The 22,677-nt window shown below is 41.5% G+C and carries 21 protein-coding genes and 1 pseudogene; 18 read left to right on the top strand and 4 right to left on the bottom strand.

What is annotated here, in order from left to right; translation table 11 throughout:
• The first annotated feature begins 4 nt into the window (after positions 1–4).
• The 4 genes from NMM17_RS04900 (at position 5) to NMM17_RS04915 (ending at position 4,751) form a co-directional block, all read left to right on the top strand.
• Complete coding sequence (locus NMM17_RS04900; RefSeq protein ID WP_247947570.1) at positions 5–1,012, top strand: ABC transporter substrate-binding protein; 1,008 nt, start codon at positions 5–7, stop codon at positions 1,010–1,012.
• Positions 1,012–1,740 (top strand): ABC transporter ATP-binding protein, encoded by a 729-nt coding sequence (locus NMM17_RS04905; RefSeq protein ID WP_254753939.1) that lies wholly within the window; start codon positions 1,012–1,014, stop codon positions 1,738–1,740. The genes NMM17_RS04900 and NMM17_RS04905 overlap by 1 nt, the downstream gene beginning before the upstream one ends.
• Positions 1,741–1,858: 118 nt before the next feature.
• On the top strand, positions 1,859–2,317 hold the full coding sequence (locus NMM17_RS04910) for a CtsR family transcriptional regulator (protein ID WP_001211277.1): 459 nt from the start codon (positions 1,859–1,861) through the stop codon (positions 2,315–2,317).
• Between the two features lies 1 nt (position 2,318).
• Positions 2,319–4,751 (top strand): ATP-dependent Clp protease ATP-binding subunit, encoded by a 2,433-nt coding sequence (locus NMM17_RS04915; RefSeq protein ID WP_254753940.1) that lies wholly within the window; start codon positions 2,319–2,321, stop codon positions 4,749–4,751.
• Between the two features lie 72 nt (positions 4,752–4,823).
• On the opposite strand, the gene NMM17_RS04920 is transcribed toward NMM17_RS04915, so the two are convergent.
• Positions 4,824–5,054, bottom strand: a complete 231-nt coding sequence (locus NMM17_RS04920; protein ID WP_000949599.1) for a hypothetical protein — start codon at positions 5,052–5,054, stop codon at positions 4,824–4,826.
• 279 nt (positions 5,055–5,333) lie between these two features.
• Here NMM17_RS04920 and NMM17_RS04925 point away from each other — a divergent pair, with 279 nt between their 5' ends.
• Complete coding sequence (locus NMM17_RS04925) at positions 5,334–6,032, top strand: hypothetical protein (protein WP_000730889.1); 699 nt, start codon at positions 5,334–5,336, stop codon at positions 6,030–6,032.
• A gap of 69 nt (positions 6,033–6,101) precedes the next feature.
• Here the strand turns inward: NMM17_RS04925 and NMM17_RS04930 are convergent, their stop codons facing one another.
• The 3 genes from NMM17_RS04930 to hslO are packed head-to-tail and all read right to left on the bottom strand — an operon-like array spanning position 6,102 to position 8,494.
• Positions 6,102–6,653: a cysteine hydrolase family protein gene (locus NMM17_RS04930; RefSeq protein WP_000233714.1), complete on the bottom strand. Its 552-nt coding sequence runs from the start codon at positions 6,651–6,653 to the stop codon at positions 6,102–6,104.
• A gap of 1 nt (position 6,654) precedes the next feature.
• Positions 6,655–7,635, bottom strand: coding sequence for a tRNA dihydrouridine synthase DusB (gene dusB, locus NMM17_RS04935; protein WP_000183302.1), 981 nt, complete (start codon positions 7,633–7,635; stop codon positions 6,655–6,657).
• A complete protein-coding gene (hslO, locus tag NMM17_RS04940; protein WP_000357855.1) occupies positions 7,622–8,494 on the bottom strand; it encodes an Hsp33 family molecular chaperone HslO in 873 nt (290 codons plus the stop codon). The genes dusB and hslO overlap by 14 nt, the downstream gene beginning before the upstream one ends.
• Positions 8,495–8,658: 164 nt before the next feature.
• Here hslO and NMM17_RS04945 point away from each other — a divergent pair, with 164 nt between their 5' ends.
• From NMM17_RS04945 to NMM17_RS05005, 13 genes and pseudogenes are all read left to right on the top strand, one after another.
• Positions 8,659–10,086 carry a helix-turn-helix domain-containing protein gene (locus NMM17_RS04945; protein ID WP_000280566.1) on the top strand — a complete coding sequence of 476 codons (1,428 nt, stop codon included), beginning with the start codon at positions 8,659–8,661 and terminating at the stop codon, positions 10,084–10,086.
• A 159-nt stretch (positions 10,087–10,245) separates the two neighbouring features.
• Positions 10,246–11,754, top strand: coding sequence for a glycerol kinase GlpK (gene glpK, locus NMM17_RS04950; RefSeq protein ID WP_000076803.1), 1,509 nt, complete (start codon positions 10,246–10,248; stop codon positions 11,752–11,754).
• Between the two features lie 41 nt (positions 11,755–11,795).
• Entirely contained in the window at positions 11,796–13,622 is a 1,827-nt protein-coding gene (gene glpO, locus NMM17_RS04955; RefSeq protein ID WP_000395902.1) for a type 1 glycerol-3-phosphate oxidase, read from the top strand.
• A 68-nt stretch (positions 13,623–13,690) separates the two neighbouring features.
• Complete coding sequence (locus NMM17_RS04960) at positions 13,691–14,395, top strand: MIP/aquaporin family protein (RefSeq protein ID WP_000980813.1); 705 nt, start codon at positions 13,691–13,693, stop codon at positions 14,393–14,395.
• 239 nt (positions 14,396–14,634) lie between these two features.
• A pseudogene (locus tag NMM17_RS04965) lies at positions 14,635–15,812 on the top strand (ryptide export MFS transporter).
• Between the two features lie 310 nt (positions 15,813–16,122).
• Positions 16,123–16,254: a teichoic acid D-Ala incorporation-associated protein DltX gene (locus NMM17_RS04970; protein WP_000813666.1), complete on the top strand. Its 132-nt coding sequence runs from the start codon at positions 16,123–16,125 to the stop codon at positions 16,252–16,254.
• Positions 16,255–16,274: 20 nt separating this feature from the next.
• Positions 16,275–17,825: a D-alanine--poly(phosphoribitol) ligase subunit DltA gene (gene dltA, locus NMM17_RS04975; RefSeq protein ID WP_254753941.1), complete on the top strand. Its 1,551-nt coding sequence runs from the start codon at positions 16,275–16,277 to the stop codon at positions 17,823–17,825.
• A complete protein-coding gene (gene dltB, locus NMM17_RS04980; protein ID WP_254753942.1) occupies positions 17,822–19,066 on the top strand; it encodes a D-alanyl-lipoteichoic acid biosynthesis protein DltB in 1,245 nt (414 codons plus the stop codon). Before dltA ends, dltB begins: the two co-directional genes overlap by 4 nt.
• A gap of 13 nt (positions 19,067–19,079) precedes the next feature.
• A complete protein-coding gene (gene dltC, locus NMM17_RS04985; protein ID WP_000351967.1) occupies positions 19,080–19,319 on the top strand; it encodes a D-alanine--poly(phosphoribitol) ligase subunit DltC in 240 nt (79 codons plus the stop codon).
• Positions 19,312–20,580 (top strand): D-alanyl-lipoteichoic acid biosynthesis protein DltD, encoded by a 1,269-nt coding sequence (dltD, locus tag NMM17_RS04990; RefSeq protein ID WP_000919855.1) that lies wholly within the window; start codon positions 19,312–19,314, stop codon positions 20,578–20,580. Before dltC ends, dltD begins: the two co-directional genes overlap by 8 nt.
• Positions 20,581–20,729: 149 nt before the next feature.
• On the top strand, positions 20,730–21,170 hold the full coding sequence (gene adcR / locus NMM17_RS04995) for a zinc-dependent transcriptional regulator AdcR (RefSeq protein WP_001249308.1): 441 nt from the start codon (positions 20,730–20,732) through the stop codon (positions 21,168–21,170).
• Positions 21,170–21,874 (top strand): metal ABC transporter ATP-binding protein, encoded by a 705-nt coding sequence (locus NMM17_RS05000; protein WP_254753943.1) that lies wholly within the window; start codon positions 21,170–21,172, stop codon positions 21,872–21,874. Before adcR ends, NMM17_RS05000 begins: the two co-directional genes overlap by 1 nt.
• A complete protein-coding gene (locus NMM17_RS05005) occupies positions 21,867–22,673 on the top strand; it encodes a metal ABC transporter permease (protein WP_254753944.1) in 807 nt (268 codons plus the stop codon). Before NMM17_RS05000 ends, NMM17_RS05005 begins: the two co-directional genes overlap by 8 nt.
• Positions 22,674–22,677: the final 4 nt, after the last annotated feature.

The raw sequence follows: 22,677 nt of genomic DNA on the forward strand, positions 1-22,677 counted from the left end.
CAAAATGAAAAAAACATGGAAAGTGTTTTTAACGCTTGTAACGACTTTTGTAGCTGTCGTACTTGTGGCTTGTGGCCAAGGAACTGCTTCTAAGGACAACAAAGAAGCAGAACTCAAGAAAATTGACTTTATCCTAGACTGGACACCAAATACTAACCACACAGGGCTTTATGTTGCCAAGGAAAAAGGCTATTTCAAAGAAGCTGGAGTGGATGTTGATTTGAAATTGCCACCAGAAGAAAGTTCTTCTGACTTGGTGATCAATGGTAAGGCGCCATTTGCAGTGTATTTCCAAGATTACATGGCTAAGAAGTTAGAAAAAGGGGCAGGAATTACTGCCGTTGCAGCTATCGTAGAGCACAATACATCAGGAATCATTTCTCGTAAATCTGACAATGTAGCTAGTCCAAAAGACTTGGTTGGTAAGAAATACGGAACTTGGAATGACCCAACGGAACTTGCTATGTTGAAAACCTTAGTAGAATCACAAGGTGGAGACTTTGAGAAGGTAGAAAAAGTACCAAATAATGACTCAAACTCTATCACACCAATCGCTAATGGTGTCTTTGATACTGCTTGGATCTACTACGGTTGGGATGGTATCCTTGCAAAATCTCAAGGTGTAGATGCTAACTTTATGTACTTGAAAGACTACGTTAAAGAATTTGACTACTACTCACCAGTTATCATCGCCAACAACGACTACCTCAAAGACAACAAAGAAGAAGCTCGCAAAGTTATCCAAGCCATCAAAAAAGGCTACCAATATGCTATGGAGCATCCAGAGGAAGCAGCTGATATCCTCATCAAAAATGCACCTGAACTAAAGGAAAAACGTGACTTTGTCATCGAATCTCAAAAATACTTGTCAAAAGAATACGCAAGCGACAAGGAAAAATGGGGGCAATTTGATGCAGCTCGTTGGAATGCCTTCTACAAATGGGATAAAGAAAATGGTATCCTTAAAGAAGACTTGACAGACAAAGGCTTTACCAACGAATTTGTGAAATAATGACAGAAATTAGACTAGAACACGTCAGTTATGCTTACGGTCAGGAGAAAATTTTAGAGGATATCAACCTGCAGGTAACTTCAGGTGAAGTGGTTTCCATCCTAGGCCCAAGTGGTGTTGGAAAAACCACCCTCTTTAATCTGATCGCTGGAATTTTAGAAGTCCAGTCAGGGCGAATTGTTCTTGATGTGGAGGAGAATCCCAAGGGGCGCGTGAGTTATATGTTGCAAAAGGACTTGCTCTTGGAGCACAAGACGGTGCTTGGTAATATCATTCTGCCCCTCTTGATTCAAAAAGTGGATAAGGCAGAAGCTATTGCTCGCGCAGATGAAATTCTTGCTACCTTCCAGTTGACAGCTGTAAGGGACAAGTATCCTCATGAACTTAGTGGCGGGATGCGCCAGCGTGTGGCCTTACTCCGGACCTACCTTTTCGGGCACAAGCTCTTTCTCTTGGATGAGGCCTTTAGCGCCTTGGATGAGATGACCAAGATGGAACTCCACGCTTGGTATCTGGAGATTCACAAGCAGTTGCAACTGACAACATTGATTATCACGCATAGTATCGAGGAGGCTCTCAGTCTCAGCGACCGCATCTATATCTTGAAAAATCGCCCTGGGCAGATTGTTTCAGAAATTAAACTAGATTGGTCTGAAGATGAGGACAAAGAGGTTCAAAAGATTGCCTACAAACGTCAAATCTTAGCGGAATTAGGTTTAGATAAGTAGAGAAATAGGGAGTTGGTGAAGATTATCCTTTACCAGCGCCCTTTTTCTTTTAAAAATGAGAAAATTTCGGTATAATAGTCAAAGATAGTCAAGGTTTAAAGAGAGAGGTGGGTTTGTAATGAGATTTAAAAATACATCGGATCATATTGAGGCCTACATCAAGGCGATTTTAGATCAATCTGGTATCGTGGAGTTGCAACGCAGTCAGTTGGCAGATACCTTTCAGGTTGTTCCTAGTCAGATCAACTATGTGATTAAGACACGCTTTACTGAAAGTAGGGGCTACTTGGTTGAAAGTAAGCGTGGTGGCGGAGGCTACATTCGTATAGGACGGATTGAGTTTTCTAGTCATCATGAAATGCTCAGGGAGCTACTTTACTCAATTGGTGAGCGAGTTAGTCAAGAAATTTATGAGGATATTCTGCAGCTTTTGGTTGAGCAGGAATTGATGACCAAGCAGGAGATGAATTTGCTAGTATCAGTAGCTTTGGATCGCGTCCTAGGAGAAGAAGCACCAGTACTTCGAGCAAACATGCTACGACAGGTCATACAAGAGGTAGATAGAAAAGGGAAGTAAGATGAACTATTCAAAAGCATTGAATGAATGTATCGAAAGTGCCTACATGGTGGCTGGCCATTTTGGAGCTCGTTATCTAGAGTCTTGGCATTTGTTGATTGCCATGTCCAATCACAGTTATAGTGTGGCAGGGGCGACTTTAAATGATTATCCATATGAGATGGACCGTTTAGAAGAGGTCGCTTTGGAACTGACTGAAACGGACTATAGTCAGGATGAAACCTTTACGGAATTGCCGTTCTCCCATCGTTTGCAGGTTCTTTTTGACGAAGCAGAGTATGTAGCGTCAGTGGTCCATGCTAAGGTGCTAGGGACGGAGCACGTCCTTTATGCGATTTTGCATGATGGAAATGCCTTGGCGACTCGTATCTTGGAGAGGGCAGGTTTTTCTTATGAAGACAAGAAAGATCAGGTCAAGATTGCTGCACTTCGTCGAAATTTAGAAGAACGGGCAGGCTGGACTCGCGAAGACCTCAAAGCTCTACGTCAACGCCATCGTACAGTAGCTGACAAGCAAAATTCTATGGCTAATATGATGGGCATGCCCCAGACTCCGAGTGGTGGTCTCGAGGACTATACGCATGATTTGACAGAGCAAGCGCGTTCTGGCAAGTTAGAACCAGTCATCGGTCGGGATAAGGAAATCTCGCGTATGATTCAAATTTTGAGCCGTAAAACCAAGAATAATCCTGTCTTGGTTGGGGATGCTGGTGTCGGGAAAACAGCCTTGGCGCTTGGGCTCGCTCAGCGTATTGCTAGTGGGGATGTACCTGCGGAAATGGCTAAGATGCGCGTGTTAGAGCTTGATTTGATGAATGTCGTCGCAGGGACACGTTTCCGTGGTGACTTTGAAGAACGCATGAATAATATCATCAAGGATATTGAAGAAGATGGCCAAGTCATCCTCTTTATCGATGAACTCCACACTATCATGGGTTCTGGGAGTGGAATTGATTCGACTCTGGATGCGGCCAATATCTTGAAGCCAGCCTTGGCGCGTGGAACTTTGAGAACGGTTGGTGCGACCACTCAGGAAGAATATCAAAAACACATCGAAAAAGATGCGGCCCTTTCTCGTCGATTCGCCAAAGTGACGATCGAAGAGCCAAGCGTGGCAGACAGCATGACCATTTTGCAAGGCTTGAAGGCGACTTATGAGAAACATCACCGGGTGCAAATCACAGATGAAGCGGTTGAAACAGCCGTCAAGATGGCTCATCGTTACTTGACCAGTCGTCACTTGCCAGACTCTGCTATCGATCTCTTGGACGAAGCAGCGGCAACAGTACAAAATAAGGCAAAGCATGTAAAAGCAGATGATTCTGGCTTGAGTCCAGCTGACAAGGCCTTGATGGATGGCAAGTGGAAACAGGCAACTCAGTTAATCGCAAAAGAAGAGGAAGTTCCTGTCTATAAAGACTTGGTGACAGAGTCTGATATTTTGACTACATTGAGTCGTTTATCAGGTATTCCAGTCCAAAAACTGACTCAGACTGACGCTAAGAAATACCTGAACTTGGAAGCTGAACTCCACAAACGTGTCATCGGTCAAGATCAAGCAGTTTCAAGCATTAGCCGTGCGATTCGCCGCAATCAGTCTGGTATTCGTAGTCACAAGCGTCCGATTGGTTCCTTTATGTTCCTAGGACCCACAGGTGTCGGGAAGACCGAATTAGCTAAGGCTCTGGCAGAAGTTCTTTTTGACGACGAATCAGCTCTTATCCGCTTTGATATGAGTGAGTATATGGAGAAATTCGCAGCCAGCCGTCTCAACGGAGCTCCTCCGGGCTATGTGGGTTATGAAGAAGGTGGGGAGTTGACCGAGAAGGTTCGCAACAAACCATATTCCGTTCTCCTCTTTGACGAGGTAGAGAAGGCCCACCCAGACATCTTTAATGTTCTCTTGCAGGTCTTGGATGATGGTGTCTTGACAGACAGTAAGGGACGCAAGGTAGACTTTTCAAATACTATTATCATCATGACATCAAACCTTGGTGCGACAGCCCTTCGGGATGACAAGACTGTTGGTTTTGGGGCCAAGGATATTCGTTTTGACCAGGAAAATATGGAAAAACGCATGTTTGAAGAGCTGAAAAAGGCTTATCGACCTGAGTTTATTAATCGTATTGATGAAAAGGTTGTCTTCCATAGCCTATCTAGCGACAATATGCAGGAAGTAGTGAAGATTATGGTTAAACCTTTAGTGGCAAGTTTGGCTGAAAAAGGCATTGACTTGAAGTTACAAGCTTCCGCACTGAAATTATTGGCAAACCAAGGATATGACCCAGAAATGGGAGCCCGTCCACTTCGCAGAACCCTACAAACAGAAGTGGAAGACAAGTTAGCAGAACTCCTTCTTAAGGGAGAACTAGTATCAGGCAAGACCCTCAAGATTGGTGTCAAAGCAGGTCAGTTAAAATTTGATATTGCATAAAAAGCGAGGTCGGGAAAAGTTCCCGACCTTTTTATGTACCATCATGAGATGGTTTTGCTGTTGCGACTGTTTTTAGGGGTGGCTATCTTTCTTAGAATTGCTCAACATGTGAGTAAAGAAGTCTTTGTATCGTTGCTTGAGATATTTTTCGTGTAGGAATAACAAAGCGATATAAACAATCAAAAAGATTGTAGTCAGATAAAACACATCAAATGCAGTTCGCGCATAGTAAGTTGCTGATTGATAAGAGACAATAGCTGTCACAATCAACCAAGGAAGATACTTGTAATATTTGCTTAACATAAGCCTACACCTCCTATATTCTATTTCAATGTTATTATATTCCTTTGCACTTAAAGATGCAAGCGATGACAAAAGAGCGATTTAAAAAACTTTTAAACAAAATAGGAAATTTTTTTTATTAGATTACGAATAGAAGAGTAGGAGGAGAAAATGTAGTCAAGTTATTTAAGATTTTTAAAATAGTTTAGATAAATTGTTGACATATTTAAATTTCAATGTTACAATTATATCACAAAAAGATTTCTTTATATTTCTAAAATATTACAAAGGGGTAGAAAAATGAAAAAGAAAACCTATATCAAATTGATGGCAGCGACTGTATTGGCTTCTACCCTATTATTAGGAGCTTGTGGAAATAAAAAGGAGACAATTCAAGCAAGCAGTTCTGCTAAGACAAGTCAATCATCAAGTTCTAAAGCAACTTCTTCTAACAAAGAAAGCAAGACTCAGCAGTCCTCAAGTTCAGCTTCATCTGAAAAGGCCAAGGCGTCTACTGACCAGTCTTCAGCAAGCGCAACACCATCACAAGAGACTCCTGCACCAGAACAAAGACAAGGTCATGAAGTGTCTAATCAACAGGTAGCTAGCCAACAAACTCCTGCTCAGGCTCCTTCAACTCAACAGGCTTCTCAAGCCCAATCTAACCAATCAAGCTATGATCCTACAACTGACCGCAAACTTCAAGATAAGCAAGCAGAGCAAAATAAACGCTACAAGGGTGTTTTAACCATGGTAGATGGTGATTTCTCAGCCGCAGCGGGAAATTGGAAGGGAGTCAATGGCGAAACCATCACAGTTTCATCAGGTGGTCAATTTACAGTAGAATCTGCTGATGGAAAGAAAGAAAATTACTCTATCAAAGGCTATTCTTATACTCTTGATGATGGTAAGTATAATGCCAAAATCGGTGGAGGAAAAGTCATCCAAATTACAACAGGAGCGGATGGCAAGGTTTCCAGTGTTGCTTTGAATCAATAATAACTCTCAGTATTTGAATTTTTACAATTAAAGAAAATCCGTCAGCTCAATAAGAGTTGACGGATTATTTTATATTTGTATTTGGGTTAAAAATTCTTCTGTAGTAAGAATTTGAGCAAACTCATCTTGTAGAGAAAGGAGATTAATCTCATGGATAGTCTCAGGAGAGATGGCTTGACCGTTTTTGTTCGATAGGGTAAAACTGGCAGTAGCATCTGCTAGTAAGGTGACTTCAAAACCAAGATTTGCTGCCATTCGTGTAGTAGTGGATACACAATGAGGCAGAGTCAAGCCAACAACGACTAAATGACCAATCTGTTTTTTTCGTAAATATGTTTCAAGATTTGTTCCAATAAAGGCGCTATTAACCGTTTTTTGAAAGACAGGTTCTGAGGTGACCGGTTCAAATCCAGTTTTAAACACCTGATTTTGTTTGTTGTGAAATTGTGACTGGGGATTGTCAGATATGTGTTGAACGTGTAAGACTGGAAGAGCGTGTTTACGAAAGTATGCCAGTACCCTCAATGCTTGATGTTCAGCTTGAGGGTTATTTCGTTCTCCCCAGATAGGGCTATCAAATGCTTTTTGCATATCGATAATCAGTAGAGCAGTATGAACCATTTTAAGCCTTATCTAATTGCAAGAGGGATTCAATCTCTGCTAGGGTGCTAGCTTGTGAAATGGCTCCACGGAGTTTAGCTGCACCAGATGTTCCACGGAGGTAGTGAGGAGCGAGGCCACGGAATTCACGAACTGCTACGTTTTCCCCTTTGAGGTTAATCAATCGTTTCAAATGTTCGTAGGCGATTTTCATCTTGTCTTCAAAGGTCAAATCAGGTAGGATTTCTCCTGTTTCAAAGTAATGGTTGATTTGGTTGAAGAGGTAAGGATTTCCCATGGCAGCTCGACCAATCATGACTGCATCAGCACCGACTTCTTCGATGCGTTGCTTGGCTTCTTGGACAGTACGGATATCACCGTTGGCGATGAAGGGAATCTTGGTTAGAGCTTGAGCAACTTTATGGAGAGTCTCAAGATCAGCGTGACCTGTATACATTTGCTCACGGGTACGACCATGCATAGCGAGGGCAGAGACATCTGCTGCCTCAGCAGCGAGGGCATTTTCTACGGCAAGAGATGGGTCGGCCCAGCCGGTACGCATTTTGACAGTAAGTGGGATATCAAGGACAGATTGAACCTTGTTGATGATAGAGTAAATCTTATCTGGGTCCTTGAGCCACATAGCGCCAGCTTCGTTCTTCACGATTTTATTAACTGGGCAGCCCATATTGATATCCACGATATCGGTCTTAGTGTTTTCTTGGATGAATTCTGCTGCGCGTGCTAGACTATCTTCATCGCTACCAAAAAGTTGGATAGAGACAGGGTTTTCGCCTTCGTCAATATGAAGCATGTGCAGGGTTTTTTCGTTGTTGTATTGGATTCCCTTGTCAGAGACCATTTCCATTACAACGAGTCCAGCTCCGAGCTCTTTTGCAATAGTACGAAAGGCTGAGTTTGTCACGCCAGCCATAGGCGCTAAAACGGTACGATTGGGAATCTCAACATTGCCAATCATAAAAGGTGTATTAAGATTTGTCACGAATGAGTTCCTCCAGGTCGTTTTCATCAAAGTTGTAAGTAGTTTGGCAGAATTGACAAGTAATTTCTGCCCCGTGGTCTTCCTCTTTCATTTCCTGTAAGTCTGAGCTTGGAAGGCTGGCAAGAGCGTTCATAAAGCGCTCATGGCTACAGTCACATTGGAAACGGATTTCTTCTTCAGAAAGACGCTTGTAGGCCTCGTCCCCGTAGATTGCCTTGAGGAGGGCTTCGATATGGTCTTCACTTTCGAGAAGGGTCGAGATAGCTGGCATTGCTTGGATGCGTTTTTCAAAGCGAGCAATCTCTCCTTCCTTGGCTCCTGGTAATACTTGGACTAGGAAACCACCTGCAACCTTGACCTTGTCTTCCTCGTCCAAAAGGACATTGAGGCCGACTGCTGAAGGGGTCTGTTGGCTTTCGGTCAGGTAAAAGGCAAGGTCTTCACCGATTTCTCCAGAGATGAGAGGAGTCATAGAGTTGTAAGGATTTCCAGTACCGTAGTCTGTGATAACGAGGAATTGACCATTTCCAACAAAAGGTCCGACTAGGACTTCACCAGTTGCAGTCTTTTTGATGTCAACACCAGGATTTTGAACATAGCCTTTGACGTTACCCTTGGTATCAGCGACGGTGATGATAGCGCCTAGAGAGCTAGAGCCCAGCACCTTAACGGTTAGTTTGGTATTTCCTTTTTCATTGGCTGCGAGAATCTGGCTGGCGATAAGTGTTCGACCAAGCGCCACAGTTGAGCTAGCTTGGGTTTGATGTTTTTCTTGAGCAGTGCGGACGGTTTCGGTGCTATCAAGGACAAAAGCACGAAAGGCTCCGCTTTCTGATATAGTTTTAATAATTTTATCCATAGCTACTATTTTAGCATAAAAATGCCCAAAGGGGGAGCCGTGTGTTTGCTGATTTTCGGGATAATGGACTAGGAAATCAGCATGAAAATAAAAAGAGAAACAGATTATTTCAGCATTTGTAAGATTTATGCTATGCTTAAGGTAGAAAATGAAAGGGGTAACAAATGTATTTAGGAGACTTGATGGAAAAGGCTGAATCTGGCCAATTTTCAATCCTTTCCTTTCTATTACAAGAGTCTCAGACGACTGTCAAGGCTGTAATGGAGGAAACAGGATTTTCAAAAGCAACTCTAACCAAATATGTCACCCTGCTTAATGAAAAGGCTTTGGATAGTGGCTTAGAGCTGACTATTCACTTAGAAGATGAAAATCTGCGCCTGTCAATCGGTGCAACTACCAAGGGGAGAGATATTCGGAGCCTGTTTTTGGAGAATGCTGTTAAATACCAGATTTTGGTCTATCTTCTCTACCATCAACAGTTTTTAGCCCATCAGCTGGCTCAAGAATTGATGATTAGCGAGGCTACGCTTGGTCGTCACTTAGCTAGCTTAAATCAGATTTTGTCAGAATTTGATTTATCCATCCAGAATGGACGTTGGCGAGGTCCAGAGCATCAGATTCGCTATTTCTATTTCTGTCTTTTCCGCAAGGTCTGGTCGAGTCAGGAATGGGAAGGTCACATGCAGAAACCAGAGAGAAAACAGGAGATTGCCACTTTAGAAGAAATCTGCGGTGCAAGTTTGTCTTCGGGTCAGAAATTGGACTTGGTTCTCTGGGCTCATATCAGTCAACAGCGTCTTCGGGTCAATGCCTGTCAGTTTCAAGTCATAGAAGAAAAAATGCGAGGGTATTTTGACAATATTTTCTACCTTCGTTTGCATCGAAAGGCTTCGTCCTTTTTTGCTGGGCAACATCTTCCTATAGGAACTGAGGATGGGGAGATGATGATTTTCTTCTCTTTCCTCCTATCCCATCGTATTCTTCCGCTTCATACTATGGAGTATGTCCTTGGTTTTGGAGGGCAGTTGGTAGATTTACTGACGCAATTGATTCAAGAAATGAAGAAGGAGGAGTTGCTGGGGGATTATACAGAGGACCATGTCACCTATGAACTCAGTCAACTTTGTGCACAAGTCTATCTCTATAAGGGTTATATCTTGCAGGACCGCTACAAGTACCAGTTAGAGAATCGTCATCCTTATTTGTTGATGGAACATAATTTTAAAGAGATAGCAGAGGAGATTTTTCATGCTCTACCTGCCTTTCAACAGGGGACGGATTTGGATAAGAAAATTCTCTGGGAATGGCTCCAGTTGATCGAATATATGGCTGAAAATGGTGGTCAGCATATGCGGATTGGTCTGGATTTGACATCTGGTTTTCTTGTCTTTTCAAGGATGGCAGCTATTTTAAAACGGTATTTGGAATACAATCGTTTTATCACCATTGAAGCCTATGACAGAACTCGGCATTATGATTTGCTGGTAACAAATAACCCTATTCATAAGAAGGAACAGACACCAGTCTATTATTTAAAAAATGATTTGGATATGGAGGATTTGGCAGGGATTCGTCAGTTATTATTCACTTAAAAGGCTTGGTTATTCCAGGTCTTTTTTGTGAAATTCACACAATCTCCTCATATTTTTTTAAAAATTAAAAAAAGTTGATAAACGGGAAAGCGCTTTATTTTGTATACTAGTAAGTGTAAAGAGGAAACATCCTCAAGATCTTTATCAGGAGGACAGCACATGTCACAAGAAAAATACATCATGGCCATTGACCAGGGAACTACAAGTTCTCGTGCCATTATTTTCAACAAAAAAGGAGAAAAGGTCAGCTCGAGCCAAAAAGAGTTTACTCAGATTTTCTCTCAGGCAGGTTGGGTTGAGCACAATGCTAATGAAATTTGGAACTCAGTCCAGTCAGTTATTGCGGGTGCTTTCATCGAAAGTGGTGTCAAGCCAAATCAAATTGAGGCAATAGGAATCACTAACCAACGTGAAACAACGGTCGTCTGGGATAAGAAAACAGGACTTCCTATCTACAACGCTATCGTTTGGCAATCACGTCAGACAGCACCTTTGGCTGAACAACTAAAAAGTCAAGGTTATGTAGAAAAATTCCATGAAAAGACTGGTTTGATCATCGATGCTTATTTTTCAGCAACTAAGGTTCGTTGGATTTTGGACCATGTAGAAGGCGCTCAAGAGCGAGCTGAAAAAGGAGAATTGCTCTTTGGTACCATTGATACTTGGTTGGTTTGGAAATTGACTGACGGTGCAGCTCATGTGACGGACTACTCAAATGCGGCTCGTACCATGCTTTATAACATTAAAGAACTCAAATGGGATGATGAGATTTTGGAAATCCTCAATATTCCTAAGGCTATGCTTCCAGAAGTTCGTTCTAACTCTGAAATCTACGGTAAGACAGCCCCATTCCATTTCTACGGTGGTGAAGTGCCAATCTCAGGTATGGCTGGAGACCAACAAGCAGCCCTCTTTGGGCAGTTGGCCTTTGAACCTGGTATGGTTAAAAACACTTATGGAACAGGTTCTTTCATCATCATGAATACTGGTGAAGAAATGCAGTTGTCTGAAAACAACCTCTTAACAACAATTGGTTATGGTATTAACGGCAAGGTTTACTATGCCTTGGAAGGTTCAATCTTCATCGCAGGAAGTGCTATTCAGTGGCTTCGTGACGGTCTTCGCATGGTTGAAAATTCACCAGAATCTGAAAAATATGCTCGTGATTCTCACAACAATGATGAAGTTTATGTCGTTCCAGCATTTACAGGTTTAGGTGCTCCATACTGGAACCAAAACGCTCGCGGTTCTGTCTTTGGTTTGACTCGTGGAACAACTAAAGAAGACTTTATCAAGGCAACTTTGCAATCTATCGCTTATCAAGTACGTGACATCATCGACACCATGCAAGTGGATGCGCAGACAGCTATCCAAGTCTTGAAAGTAGACGGTGGTGCAGCTATGAACAACTTCCTCATGCAGTTCCAAGCTGACATTTTGGGAATCGATATCGCACGCGCCAAAAACTTGGAAACAACAGCTCTAGGAGCAGCCTTTCTAGCAGGTTTGTCAGTTGGTTACTGGAAAGACTTGGATGAGTTGAAACTCTTGAACGAGACAGGAGAACTCTTTGAACCATCTATGAACGAATCGCGCAAGGAACAACTCTACAAGGGCTGGAAGAAGGCTGTGAAAGCAACGCAAGTCTTTGCGGAAATCGACGACTAATACTGGAAGAATAAAGCGACTTAGTTAGAAAGTGTGTAAATATGGAATTTTCAAAGAAAACACGTGAATTATCAATTAAAAAAATGCAGGAACGTACCCTGGACCTCTTGATTATCGGTGGAGGAATCACAGGGGCTGGTGTAGCCTTGCAGGCGGCAGCTAGCGGTCTTGAGACTGGTTTGATTGAAATGCAGGACTTCGCAGAAGGAACATCTAGCCGTTCAACAAAATTGGTTCACGGAGGTCTTCGTTACCTCAAACAATTCGACGTAGAAGTGGTCTCAGATACGGTTTCTGAACGTGCGGTAGTTCAACAAATCGCACCACATATTCCAAAACCGGATCCAATGCTCTTACCAGTTTACGATGAAGATGGAGCGACCTTTAGTCTCTTCCGTCTCAAAGTAGCCATGGACTTGTATGATCTTTTGGCAGGGGTTAATAACACGCCAGCTGCAAACAAGGTCTTGAGCAAGGAAGAAGTCTTGGAACGCCAGCCAAACTTGAAGAAAGAAGGTTTGGTAGGAGGTGGAGTTTATCTTGACTTCCGTAACAACGATGCCCGTCTTGTGATTGAAAACATCAAACGTGCTAACCAAGATGGTGCCCTCATTGCTAACCACGTGAAGGCAGAAGGCTTCCTCTTTGACGAAAGTGGCAAGATTACAGGTGTTGTAGCCCGTGATCTCTTGGTAGACCAAGTCTTTGAAATCAAGGCTCGTCTGGTTATCAACACAACAGGTCCTTGGAGTGATAAAGTACGCAATTTGTCTAATAAGGGAACACAATTCTCACAAATGCGTCCAACTAAGGGAGTTCACTTAGTAGTGGATTCAAGCAAGATCAAGGTTTCACAACCAGTTTACTTTGACACAGGTTTGGGTGATGGCCGTATGGTCTTTGTTCTTCCACGTGAAAACAAGACATACTTTGGTACAACTGATACAGACTACACAGGTGACTTGGAACATCCAAAAGTAACTCAAGAAGATGTAGATTACCTACTTGGCATTGTCAATAACCGCTTCCCAGAAGCCAACATCACCATTGATGATATCGAAAGCAGCTGGGCAGGTCTTCGTCCATTGATCGCAGGCAATAGCGCTTCTGACTACAACGGAGGAAATAATGGAACCATCAGTGATGAAAGCTTTAACAACTTGATTGCGACTGTTGAATCCTATCTTTCTAAAGAAAAAACGCGTGAAGATGTTGAGTCTGCTGTCAGCAAGCTTGAAAGCAGTACCTCTGAGAAACATTTGGATCCATCTGCAGTTTCTCGTGGTTCGAGCTTGGATCGTGATGACAATGGCCTTTTGACCCTTGCTGGTGGTAAAATCACAGACTACCGTAAGATGGCTGAAGGAGCTATGGAGCGCGTGGTTGACATCCTTAAAGCAGAATTTGACCGCAGCTTTAAACTCATCAACTCTAAGACTTACCCTGTTTCAGGTGGAGAATTGAACCCAGCAAATGTGGACTCAGAAATCGAAGCCTTTGCGCAACTTGGAGTGTCACGTGGTTTGGATAGCAAGGAAGCTCATTACCTAGCAAATCTTTACGGTTCAAATGCACCGAAAGTCTTTGCTCTTGCTCACAGCTTGGAACAAGCACCAGGACTCAGCTTGGCAGATACTTTGTCACTTCACTATGCAATGCGCAATGAGTTGGCTCTGAGCCCAGTTGACTTCCTTCTTCGTCGTACCAACCATATGCTCTTTATGCGTGATAGTTTGGATAGCATCGTTGAGCCAGTTTTGAATGAAATGGGACGATTCTATGATTGGTCAGAAGAAGAAAAAGCAGGCTATCGAGCAGATGTCGAAGCAGCTCTCGCTAACAACGATTTAGCAGAATTAAAAAATTAAGAAAAAATAAAAGAGGTGGAGGGCAGCATTCCTTGCCGCCCGCTCTTCTTTTTAATGGAGATAGAAAGATGATGAATGAATTATTTGGAGAATTTTTGGGAACTTTAATCCTGATTCTTCTAGGAAATGGTGTTGTAGCAGGTGTGGTTCTTCCAAAAACCAAGAGCAACAGTGCAGGATGGATTGTGATTACCATGGGTTGGGGGATTGCAGTTGCGGTTGCAGTATTTGTATCTGGGAAGCTCAGTCCAGCTCATTTAAACCCAGCTGTGACCATCGGTGTGGCCTTAAAAGGTGGTCTGCCTTGGGCTTCCGTTTTCCCTTACATCCTAGCCCAGTTCGCAGGGGCTATGCTGGGTCAGATTTTGGTTTGGTTGCAATTCAAACCTCACTACGAAGCAGAAGAAAACGCAGGAAATATTTTGGCTACTTTCAGCACAGGACCAGCCATCAAAGATACTGTGTCAAACTTGATTAGCGAAATACTTGGAACCTTTGTTTTGGTATTGACAATCTTTGCATTGGGTCTTTACGATTTTCAGGCAGGTATCGGAACCTTTGCAGTAGGTACCTTGATTGTCGGTATCGGTCTATCACTAGGTGGGACAACAGGTTATGCCTTGAACCCAGCTCGTGACCTTGGACCTCGCATCATGCACAGCATCTTGCCAATTTCAAACAAAGGAGACGGAGACTGGTCTTACGCTTGGATTCCTGTTGTGGGACCTGTTATTGGTGCAGCTTTGGCCGTTCTTGTATTCTCACTTTTCTAACCTAGAAAACAATTATGCTGATAAAGCTTGAGATGAAAATCTCAGGCTTTTTTTATTGAGTATAACTTCTTAGAGCTAGCCTCCAACGATAATAATTCCTTCAAAAAGTAGGAGGAATAAAGGCAATAGCTTTTGCTTTTTTATGTGAAAAATCTCACTTTTGTTTTCTGCTATTTTATGCTAAAATATTAAAAATCAAATTTTAATTCTAAAGTTGGTAACTAAGATGGGAGAGTTACATGTCTAATTCATTTATTAAGTTGTTAGTCTCTCAATTGTTTGCAAATTTAGCAGATATTTTCTTTAGAGTAACAATCATTGCTAACATATACATTATTTCAAAATCAGTAATTGCCACATCACTAGTTCCCATTTTAATAGGGATATCCTCTTTTGTTGCGAGTCTTTTAGTTCCTTTAGTTACTAAAAGGATAGCGCTCAATAGGGTTTTATCTTTCTCTCAATTTGGAAAGACTATATTATTGGCGATACTGGTAGGAATGTTTACCGTAATGAAATCAGTAGCGCCTTTGGTAATCTATCTATTTGTTGTTGCAATTTCTATATTAGATGGTTTTGCCGCACCTGTTTCTTATGCTATTGTGCCGCGCTATGCAACTGATTTGGGTAAGGCTAACTCAGCCTTATCAATGAGTGGTGAAGCCGTTCAATTGGTGGGGTGGGGGTTAGGTGGACTCTTGTTTGCAACAATTGGTCTATTACCAACCACGTTTATAATTTTGATGTTGTATATAATTTCTAGCTTTCTGATGTTATTTCTTCCTAAGGCTGAAGTGGAGGTGCTAGAGTCAGAGACAAATCTTGAAATTTTGCTCAAAGGTTGGAAGTTAGTTGCTAGAGATCCTAGATTAAGACTTTTTGTATCAGCAAATTTATTTGAATTTTCTCAAATACGATTTGGGTTTCGTCTATCATACTTGTCTTTGTAACTGAGTTATTAAATGAAACGGAAAGTTACTGGGGATATTCTAATACAGCATATTCTATCGGGATTATAATTAGTGGTTTAATTGCTTTTCGGCTATCTGAAAAGTTTCTTGCTCTTAAGTGGGAAAGTATTCTTTTTTCTCTTATAGCCATGGCAATAGTGACGCTGACTATTCTATATTTTCCAAACGCACAGATGTTTTTAGTATTTTCAGCTTTAGTTGGTATGTTATCGCAACTAAAAGAAGTTCCTGAAAGTGTATTTCTTCAGGAAACAGTAGAGGAAAATAACTTGGTTAATGTCTATTCCGTTCTGGAAGTGATTTCGACATTAGCATTTTCAGTATTTGTTTTGCTAATGAGCTATATTACTGAGAGTTTTGGTATTAGCATCAGTTTTTGGATATCAGCCATTTGTCTGATGATAGAAGCTATTTTAATTTATATCAGGCGAGATTATTTTAAATGAGAGACGTGTTAAAAAGTCTTTAAAAATCAGAAAAGCGCATAGTATCAGGTGTTGAAAAAACTTGATATTGTGCGTTTTATTATGGGAAGATTTCCTTCATTTTCTCCTGAAATGGAGTTTTTGCCCAGCCTCACTCTATTTAAAATATACATAGAAAAACCGCATAATCCTTAAAATAAGCTGAAATCTAGTGAAAATGTACGGCAAACAATTGAAAAATTACCCTATAAAGTGGTACAATGGTAGAGAAATACTATAGTAAGAGTTCATCTTATTTAGCAAAAATTACAGAAATGAATGGTTTTTCTTGATGAAACAGAGAAAAGAATTGTACCTCTTTCTTGGTCGAACAGCCTTATATTTTCTTATCTTTCTAGGGCTGCTTTACTTCTTTAGCTATCTTGGTCAGGGTCAGGGTGGCTTTATTTATAATGAATTTTAACTTGAAGGAGAATTCCTATTGTGTCAAATAAACCAATAGTAGATATGATTGAAACCATTGAGCATTTTGCTCAGACCCAGCCTAGCTATCCTGTTTACAATGTTTTGGGGCAGGAACACACTTATGGAGATTTGAAGGCTGATTCGGATAGTTTGGCTGCAGCTATTGATCGACTTGGCTTACCTGAGAAATCTCCAGTCGTCGTTTTTGGTGGTCAAGAGTATGAAATGTTGGCAACTTTTGTAGCACTGACTAAGTCAGGTCATGCCTACATTCCCATTGACAGCCATTCGGCCTTGGAACGAGTTTCTGCTATTGTAGAAGTTGCAGAGCCAAGTTTGATTATTGCCATCTCAGATTTTCCATTGGAGCAAGTCTCTACGCCAATGATGACTTTAGCTCAGGTTCAAGAAGCCTTTGCTCAAGGGGCTAGCTATGAGATGACACATCCAGTCAAAGGAGATGATAATTACTACATCATCTTTACTTCTGGTACGACCGGTAAGCCTAAGGGGGTGCAGATTTCCCATGACAATCTCCTCAGCTTTACCAACTGGATGATTACAGATAAAGAATTTGCGACGCCAAGTCGTCCGCAAATGCTGGCTCAGCCACCTTATTCTTTTGATCTGTCTGTCATGTACTGGGCGCCGACCTTGGCACTGGGTGGTACGCTCTTCGCTCTTCCTTCAACTATTACTCAGGACTTTAAGCAACTCTTTGCGACCATCTTTTCATTGCCAATCGCTATCTGGACATCAACCCCTTCTTTTGCGGATATGGCCATGTTGTCAGAAGACTTTAATAGCGAGAAAATGCCTGGAATTACGCATTTCTACTTTGATGGTGAAGAATTGACAGTCAAAACGGCTCAAAAACTGCGCGAACGTTTCCCACATGCCCGTATTATCAATGCCTATGGTCCAACAGAAGCGACAGTAGCTCTATCAGCTGTTGCCGTGACAGACGAGATGCTAGCGACTCTCAAACGCCTACCAATCGGCTATACCAAGGCTGATTCTCCAACCTTTATTATTGATGAGAACGGCAATAAACTGCCAAACGGTGAGCAGGGAGAAATCATTGTCTCAGGACCAGCTGTTTCAAAAGGTTATATGAACAATCCTGAAAAAACGGCAGAAGCCTTCTTTGAGTTTGAAAGTCTGCCAGCCTACCATACAGGAGATGTGGGAACTATGACAGATGAAGGCTTACTTCTCTACGGCGGACGCATGGACTTCCAGATTAAGTTCAACGGTTACCGCATTGAGTTAGAAGATGTCTCTCAAAACCTCAATAAGTCTCGCTTTATCGAGTCTGCTGTAGCTGTGCCACGTTATAATAAAGACCACAAGGTGCAAAATCTATTGGCTTATGTCATCTTGAAAGACGGTGTTCGTGAGCAGTTTGAGCGAGATATTGATATTACCAAGGCTATCAAGGAAGATTTAACCGATATCATGATGTCCTACATGATGCCGTCTAAATTCCTTTATCGAGACAGTTTGCCACTGACTCCAAATGGAAAGATTGACATCAAAGGATTAATTAACGAGGTGAATAAGAGATGATGGAGTTCTTTCAACAGCTTCCTCATTTAGAGCCATACGGAAATCCTCAGTATTTTGTCTATGTGATTGCTGCAACCTTGCCCATCTTTATCGGTCTCTTTTTCAAGAAACGCTTTGCCTGGTTTGAAGTACTGGTTAGTCTTTTCTTTATAGTCACCATGTTGGTAGGTGGGAAGACCAATCAGTTGGCTGCCTTGGGTATTTACCTTTGCTGGGAAATAGTGCTCCTGCTTTTCTACAAGCATTATCGAAAAAGCAAGGATGGCAAGTGGGTCTTCTACCTAGTTAGCTTTCTATCCCTCCTTCCGATTATCTTTGTCAAGGTGCAGCCAGCTATCAATGGAACGCAGTCTTTGCTTGGGTTTTTGGGAATTTCTTACCTGACCTTTCGTTCGGTTGGGATTATCATCGAGCTGAGAGATGGAGTGATTAAGGATTTTACCCTCTGGGAATTCCTCCGATTTCTTCTCTTCATGCCGACTTTTTCAAGTGGCCCAATCGATCGTTTTAAGCGATTTAATGAAAATTATCAGACCATTCCTGAGCGAGATGAGTTAATGGATATGCTGGATGAATCTGTTCGCTATATCATGTGGGGCTTTTTGTATAAGTTTATCCTGGCTCATATTTTAGGAGAGACCTTGTTGCCTCCTCTGAAGAATCTAGCCCTGCAGTCAGGTGGTTTCTTTAATCTCTATGCTTTAGCGGTCATGTATACCTTTGGTCTTGAGCTCTTCTTTGACTTTGCAGGTTACTCTATGTTTGCCTTAGCCATCTCAAACTTGATGGGAATCCGTAGCCCCATCAACTTTAACAAACCTTTTTTATCAAGGGATTTAAAAGAGTTTTGGAATCGTTGGCACATGAGTCTATCTTTCTGGTTCCGTGACTTTGTCTTTATGCGAATGGTGATGGTGTTGACCAGAAAGAAGGTCTTTAAGAATCGTAATGTAACCTCAAGTGTGGCCTACATTGTAAATATGCTGATTATGGGATTTTGGCATGGAGTGACCTGGTACTATATCGCCTATGGACTCTTTCATGGGATTGGGCTGGTCGTCAATGACGCTTGGGTTCGTAAGAAAAAAACGCTCAATAAGGAACGGAAAAAAGCAGGGAAGCCTGCTCTACCTGAGAATCGCTGGATTCAGTTGCTTGGCATGGTTGTCACCTTCCATGTCGTCATGCTGTCATTCTTAATCTTTTCTGGATTCTTGAATGATCTATGGTTTAAAAAATAAAAGGAAATAAAATATGGATATCAAATCAGAAGTTATCGAAATTATTGATGAGTTGTTTATGGAAGATGTTTCTGACATGATGGATGAAGATCTTTTTGATGCAGGTGTCTTGGATAGTATGGGAACGGTTGAATTAATTGTGGAGATTGAAAACCGTTTTGACATTCGTGTTCCTGTAACAGAGTTTGGTCGTGATGACTGGAATACAGCTAATAAAATTATAGCTGGTATTGTGGAGCTACAAAATGCTTAAACGCTTATGGATGATCTTCGGACCGGTCTTGATAGCTGGTTTGTTGGTTTGTCTGCTCATTTTCTTTTATCCTACTAGTAAAAGTTATAATTTATCAGAAGAAAAACGATATGCAGCAGCGATTAGTACACAAAGTTTTAGAGAAAGATTTCAGAAAGTGAGAGCTCTTTCGGACCCAAGTCTACGATTCATTCCCTTTTTTGGTTCTAGTGAGTGGATTCGATTTGATAGTATGCATCCAGCTGTTTTAGCGGAGAAGTACAATCGTTCGTATAGACCCTATTTTTTAGGACAAGCAGGAGCAGCTTCTTTGAATCAGTACTTTGGTATGCAGCAAATATTGCCAGAGCTAGAAAATAAACAAGCTGTTTTTGTTATTTCTCCTCAGTGGTTTACAGAAACGGAGTATGAACCTGCAGTTTTTCGTAGGTATTTTAACACGGATCAATTGGGTGCTTTTTTGGAAAATCAGTCTGGAGATGTGTCAAGTCGTTACGCCGCTTCGCGTTTAATGAAAAAGTATCCTAATGTAGTATTGGGAGATATAGTCAAAAAAATAACCGAGGGTGAGCAACTTTCAGAAATAGATAAGACACTCATAGATACATTGGCACGATTCAACCAAAAACAATCATTTCTATTTGGACAATTGTCAGTGAATGATGGAGAAAAATATAGAGATCGCGTGGAGAAGTATCTAAAAGACTTACCAGATAAATTTTCCTACGACGAATTGAGAGAAATCGCTGTAAAAGATGCTGAAGCAAATACCACGAATAATGATATGGGAATGGAAAATCGTTTCTATGATACGCAAGTAAAGAAAGATTTAAACAAGTGGAAGGATTATCAGAAAAATTATAATTTTCTAAAATCATCAGAATATAATGACTTGCAATTAGTCTTGAATCAATTTGCGAATTCAAAAGTGAATGTATTGTTTGTGATTCAACCTGTCAATAAAAAATGGATGGATTATACAGGATTAAATCAAGATATGTATCAACATGCAGTTGAAAAAATTCGTTACCAGTTAGAAAGCCAAGGTTTTACCAATATAGCAGATTTTTCAAAAAATGGTGCTGAACCTTATTTTGTAAAAGATACAATTCATATTGGTTGGTTGGGCTGGTTGGCTTTTGACAAGGCAGTTGATCCTTTCCTATCCAATCCCACACCAGCTCCGACTTACCATCTGAATGAGCGCTTTTTCAGCAAAGATTGGGCGACTTATGATGGAGATGTCAAAGAATTTCAATAGATAATATAGAAGAGTTCAAGAATGAAACTAGTTTTCACGTTTTTTCTTGACTCTTTTTTTGCTTGTGATATAATTAACTGGTAAATAAAATTCCAAAGAATAGTATTTTTCTCTTAAAAAAGAGAAATCCAAAAGGAAAGGAGTCAGATATGAGACAGCTAGCGAAGGATATTGATGCCTTTTTAAATGAGGTAATTTTGCAGGCAGAAAATCAGCATGAGATTCTAATAGGTCATTGCACTAGCGAGGTGGCCCTGACCAATACTCAGGAGCACATTCTCATGCTTTTGTCAGAGGAATCTTTAACAAATTCAGAGTTGGCCCGTCGCCTCAATGTCAGTCAGGCAGCAGTTACCAAGGCCATTAAGTCTTTGGTCAAGGAAGGGATGTTGGAAACATCTAAAGATCCTAAGGATGCGCGTGTGATTTTTTATCAGTTGACTGATTTGGCTCGTCCAATCGCTGAGGAGCACCATCATCACCATGAGCATACACTTTTAACTTATGAACAAGTGGCGACTCAGTTTACTCCAAATGAACAAAAAGTGATTCAGCGGTTTTTGACTGCTTTAGTAGGAGAAATCAAATAATGAGATATATTACGGTAGAGGATTTATCCTTCTATTATGATAAGGAGCCTGTTCTTGAACATATCAATTATAGTGTTGATAGTGGAGAATTTGTTACCTTGACAGGGGAGAATGGGGCAGCTAAGACGACACTAATCAAGGCCAGTCTTGGAATCCTTCAGCCACGCATTGGTAACGTGACTATTTCCAAGACAAATACGCAGGGTAAGAAATTGAGAATTGCCTACCTGCCTCAGCAAATTGCCAGTTTTAATGCTGGTTTTCCAAGTACGGTTTATGAATTTGTCAAGTCAGGTCGCTATCCACGAAAGGGTTGGTTCCGTCGTTTGAATGCTCATGATGAGGAGCATATCAAGGCTAGTCTGGACTCAGTTGGCATGTGGGAACATCGAGACAAACGCTTGGGTTCTCTATCTGGAGGACAAAAGCAGCGAGCGGTGATTGCGCGTATGTTTGCTTCGGATCCAGATGTGTTTATCCTAGATGAGCCGACAACGGGGATGGATGCAGGAAGTAAAAATGAATTTTACGAACTCATGCACCACAGCGCCCATCATCATGGTAAGGCTGTTTTGATGATTACCCATGATCCTGAAGAAGTTAAGGACTATGCGGACCGCAATATTCATCTAGTTCGTAACCAAGATTCGCCATGGCGTTGTTTCAACGTTCATGAGAATGATCAGGAGGTGGGCCATGCTTAGTTTGTTATCTTATGACTTTATGCAACGCGCCTTTCTGGCGGTTATTGCCATGAGTCTTTTCTCGCCAGTATTGGGAACCTTCCTAATCTTGCGCCGTCAGAGTTTGATGAGCGATACCCTTAGCCACGTCTCGCTGTCGGGTGTAGCTTTTGGTCTGGTTCTGGGGGTTTCTCCGACTATTTCAACTATTGCTATTGTCTTGATTGCGGCGGTCTTTCTGGAGTATCTCCGTACGGTTTACAAGAGCTTTATGGAAATCGGGACAGCTATCCTAATGTCAACAGGACTGGCTGTTTCTCTGATTGTCATGAGCAAGGGTAAAAGCTCTAGCTCAATGAGTTTGGATCAATATCTTTTTGGTTCTATCGTGACGATTAGCGAAGAGCAGGTTATTTCTCTCTTTGTCATTGCGGCGGTTGTTTTGCTGTTGACCTTCCTCTTCCTTCGTCCAATGTATATCTTAACCTTTGATGAGGATACGGCCTTTGTGGACGGTTTGCCCGTTCGTACCATGTCTATTCTTTTTAACATGGTGACAGGAGTGGCCATTGCCCTTATGATTCCTGCAGCAGGAGCTCTTCTGGTATCGACCATTATGGTCTTGCCAGCTAGTATTGCCCTGCGTCTGGGGAAAAACTTTAAATCGGTCATGCTACTTGCCAGTGCTATTGGATTTTTGGGAATGGTAGCAGGACTTTACATTTCCTACTATGCAGAAACACCTGCAAGTGCAAGTATTACCATTATTTTTGTAACTGTCTTTTTACTTATTAGTTTAGTAAGACGTTTTATCAAATAGGAGA

It is taken from the genome of Streptococcus sp. CF7_Ac1-12, from assembly GCF_024295905.1.
Taxonomy (GTDB): Bacteria; Bacillota; Bacilli; order Lactobacillales; family Streptococcaceae; genus Streptococcus; species Streptococcus mitis_AP.

What these genes read in the sequence shown, in the direction of transcription:
- NMM17_RS04900 (WP_247947570.1), top strand. Translation starts at nt 5, where the DNA reads ATGAAAAAAACATGGAAAGTGTTTTTAACGCTTGTAACGACTTTTGTA.
- NMM17_RS04905 (WP_254753939.1), top strand. Translation starts at nt 1,012, where the DNA reads ATGACAGAAATTAGACTAGAACACGTCAGTTATGCTTACGGTCAGGAG.
- NMM17_RS04910 (WP_001211277.1), top strand. Translation starts at nt 1,859, where the DNA reads ATGAGATTTAAAAATACATCGGATCATATTGAGGCCTACATCAAGGCG.
- NMM17_RS04915 (WP_254753940.1), top strand. Translation starts at nt 2,319, where the DNA reads ATGAACTATTCAAAAGCATTGAATGAATGTATCGAAAGTGCCTACATG.
- NMM17_RS04920 (WP_000949599.1), bottom strand. Translation starts at nt 5,054, where the DNA reads ATGTTAAGCAAATATTACAAGTATCTTCCTTGGTTGATTGTGACAGCT.
- NMM17_RS04925 (WP_000730889.1), top strand. Translation starts at nt 5,334, where the DNA reads ATGAAAAAGAAAACCTATATCAAATTGATGGCAGCGACTGTATTGGCT.
- NMM17_RS04930 (WP_000233714.1), bottom strand. Translation starts at nt 6,653, where the DNA reads ATGGTTCATACTGCTCTACTGATTATCGATATGCAAAAAGCATTTGAT.
- hslO (WP_000357855.1), bottom strand. Translation starts at nt 8,494, where the DNA reads ATGGATAAAATTATTAAAACTATATCAGAAAGCGGAGCCTTTCGTGCT.
- NMM17_RS04945 (WP_000280566.1), top strand. Translation starts at nt 8,659, where the DNA reads ATGTATTTAGGAGACTTGATGGAAAAGGCTGAATCTGGCCAATTTTCA.
- glpK (WP_000076803.1), top strand. Translation starts at nt 10,246, where the DNA reads ATGTCACAAGAAAAATACATCATGGCCATTGACCAGGGAACTACAAGT.
- glpO (WP_000395902.1), top strand. Translation starts at nt 11,796, where the DNA reads ATGGAATTTTCAAAGAAAACACGTGAATTATCAATTAAAAAAATGCAG.
- NMM17_RS04960 (WP_000980813.1), top strand. Translation starts at nt 13,691, where the DNA reads ATGATGAATGAATTATTTGGAGAATTTTTGGGAACTTTAATCCTGATT.
- NMM17_RS04970 (WP_000813666.1), top strand. Translation starts at nt 16,123, where the DNA reads ATGAAACAGAGAAAAGAATTGTACCTCTTTCTTGGTCGAACAGCCTTA.
- dltB (WP_254753942.1), top strand. Translation starts at nt 17,822, where the DNA reads ATGATGGAGTTCTTTCAACAGCTTCCTCATTTAGAGCCATACGGAAAT.
- dltC (WP_000351967.1), top strand. Translation starts at nt 19,080, where the DNA reads ATGGATATCAAATCAGAAGTTATCGAAATTATTGATGAGTTGTTTATG.
- dltD (WP_000919855.1), top strand. Translation starts at nt 19,312, where the DNA reads ATGCTTAAACGCTTATGGATGATCTTCGGACCGGTCTTGATAGCTGGT.
- adcR (WP_001249308.1), top strand. Translation starts at nt 20,730, where the DNA reads ATGAGACAGCTAGCGAAGGATATTGATGCCTTTTTAAATGAGGTAATT.
- NMM17_RS05000 (WP_254753943.1), top strand. Translation starts at nt 21,170, where the DNA reads ATGAGATATATTACGGTAGAGGATTTATCCTTCTATTATGATAAGGAG.
- NMM17_RS05005 (WP_254753944.1), top strand. Translation starts at nt 21,867, where the DNA reads ATGCTTAGTTTGTTATCTTATGACTTTATGCAACGCGCCTTTCTGGCG.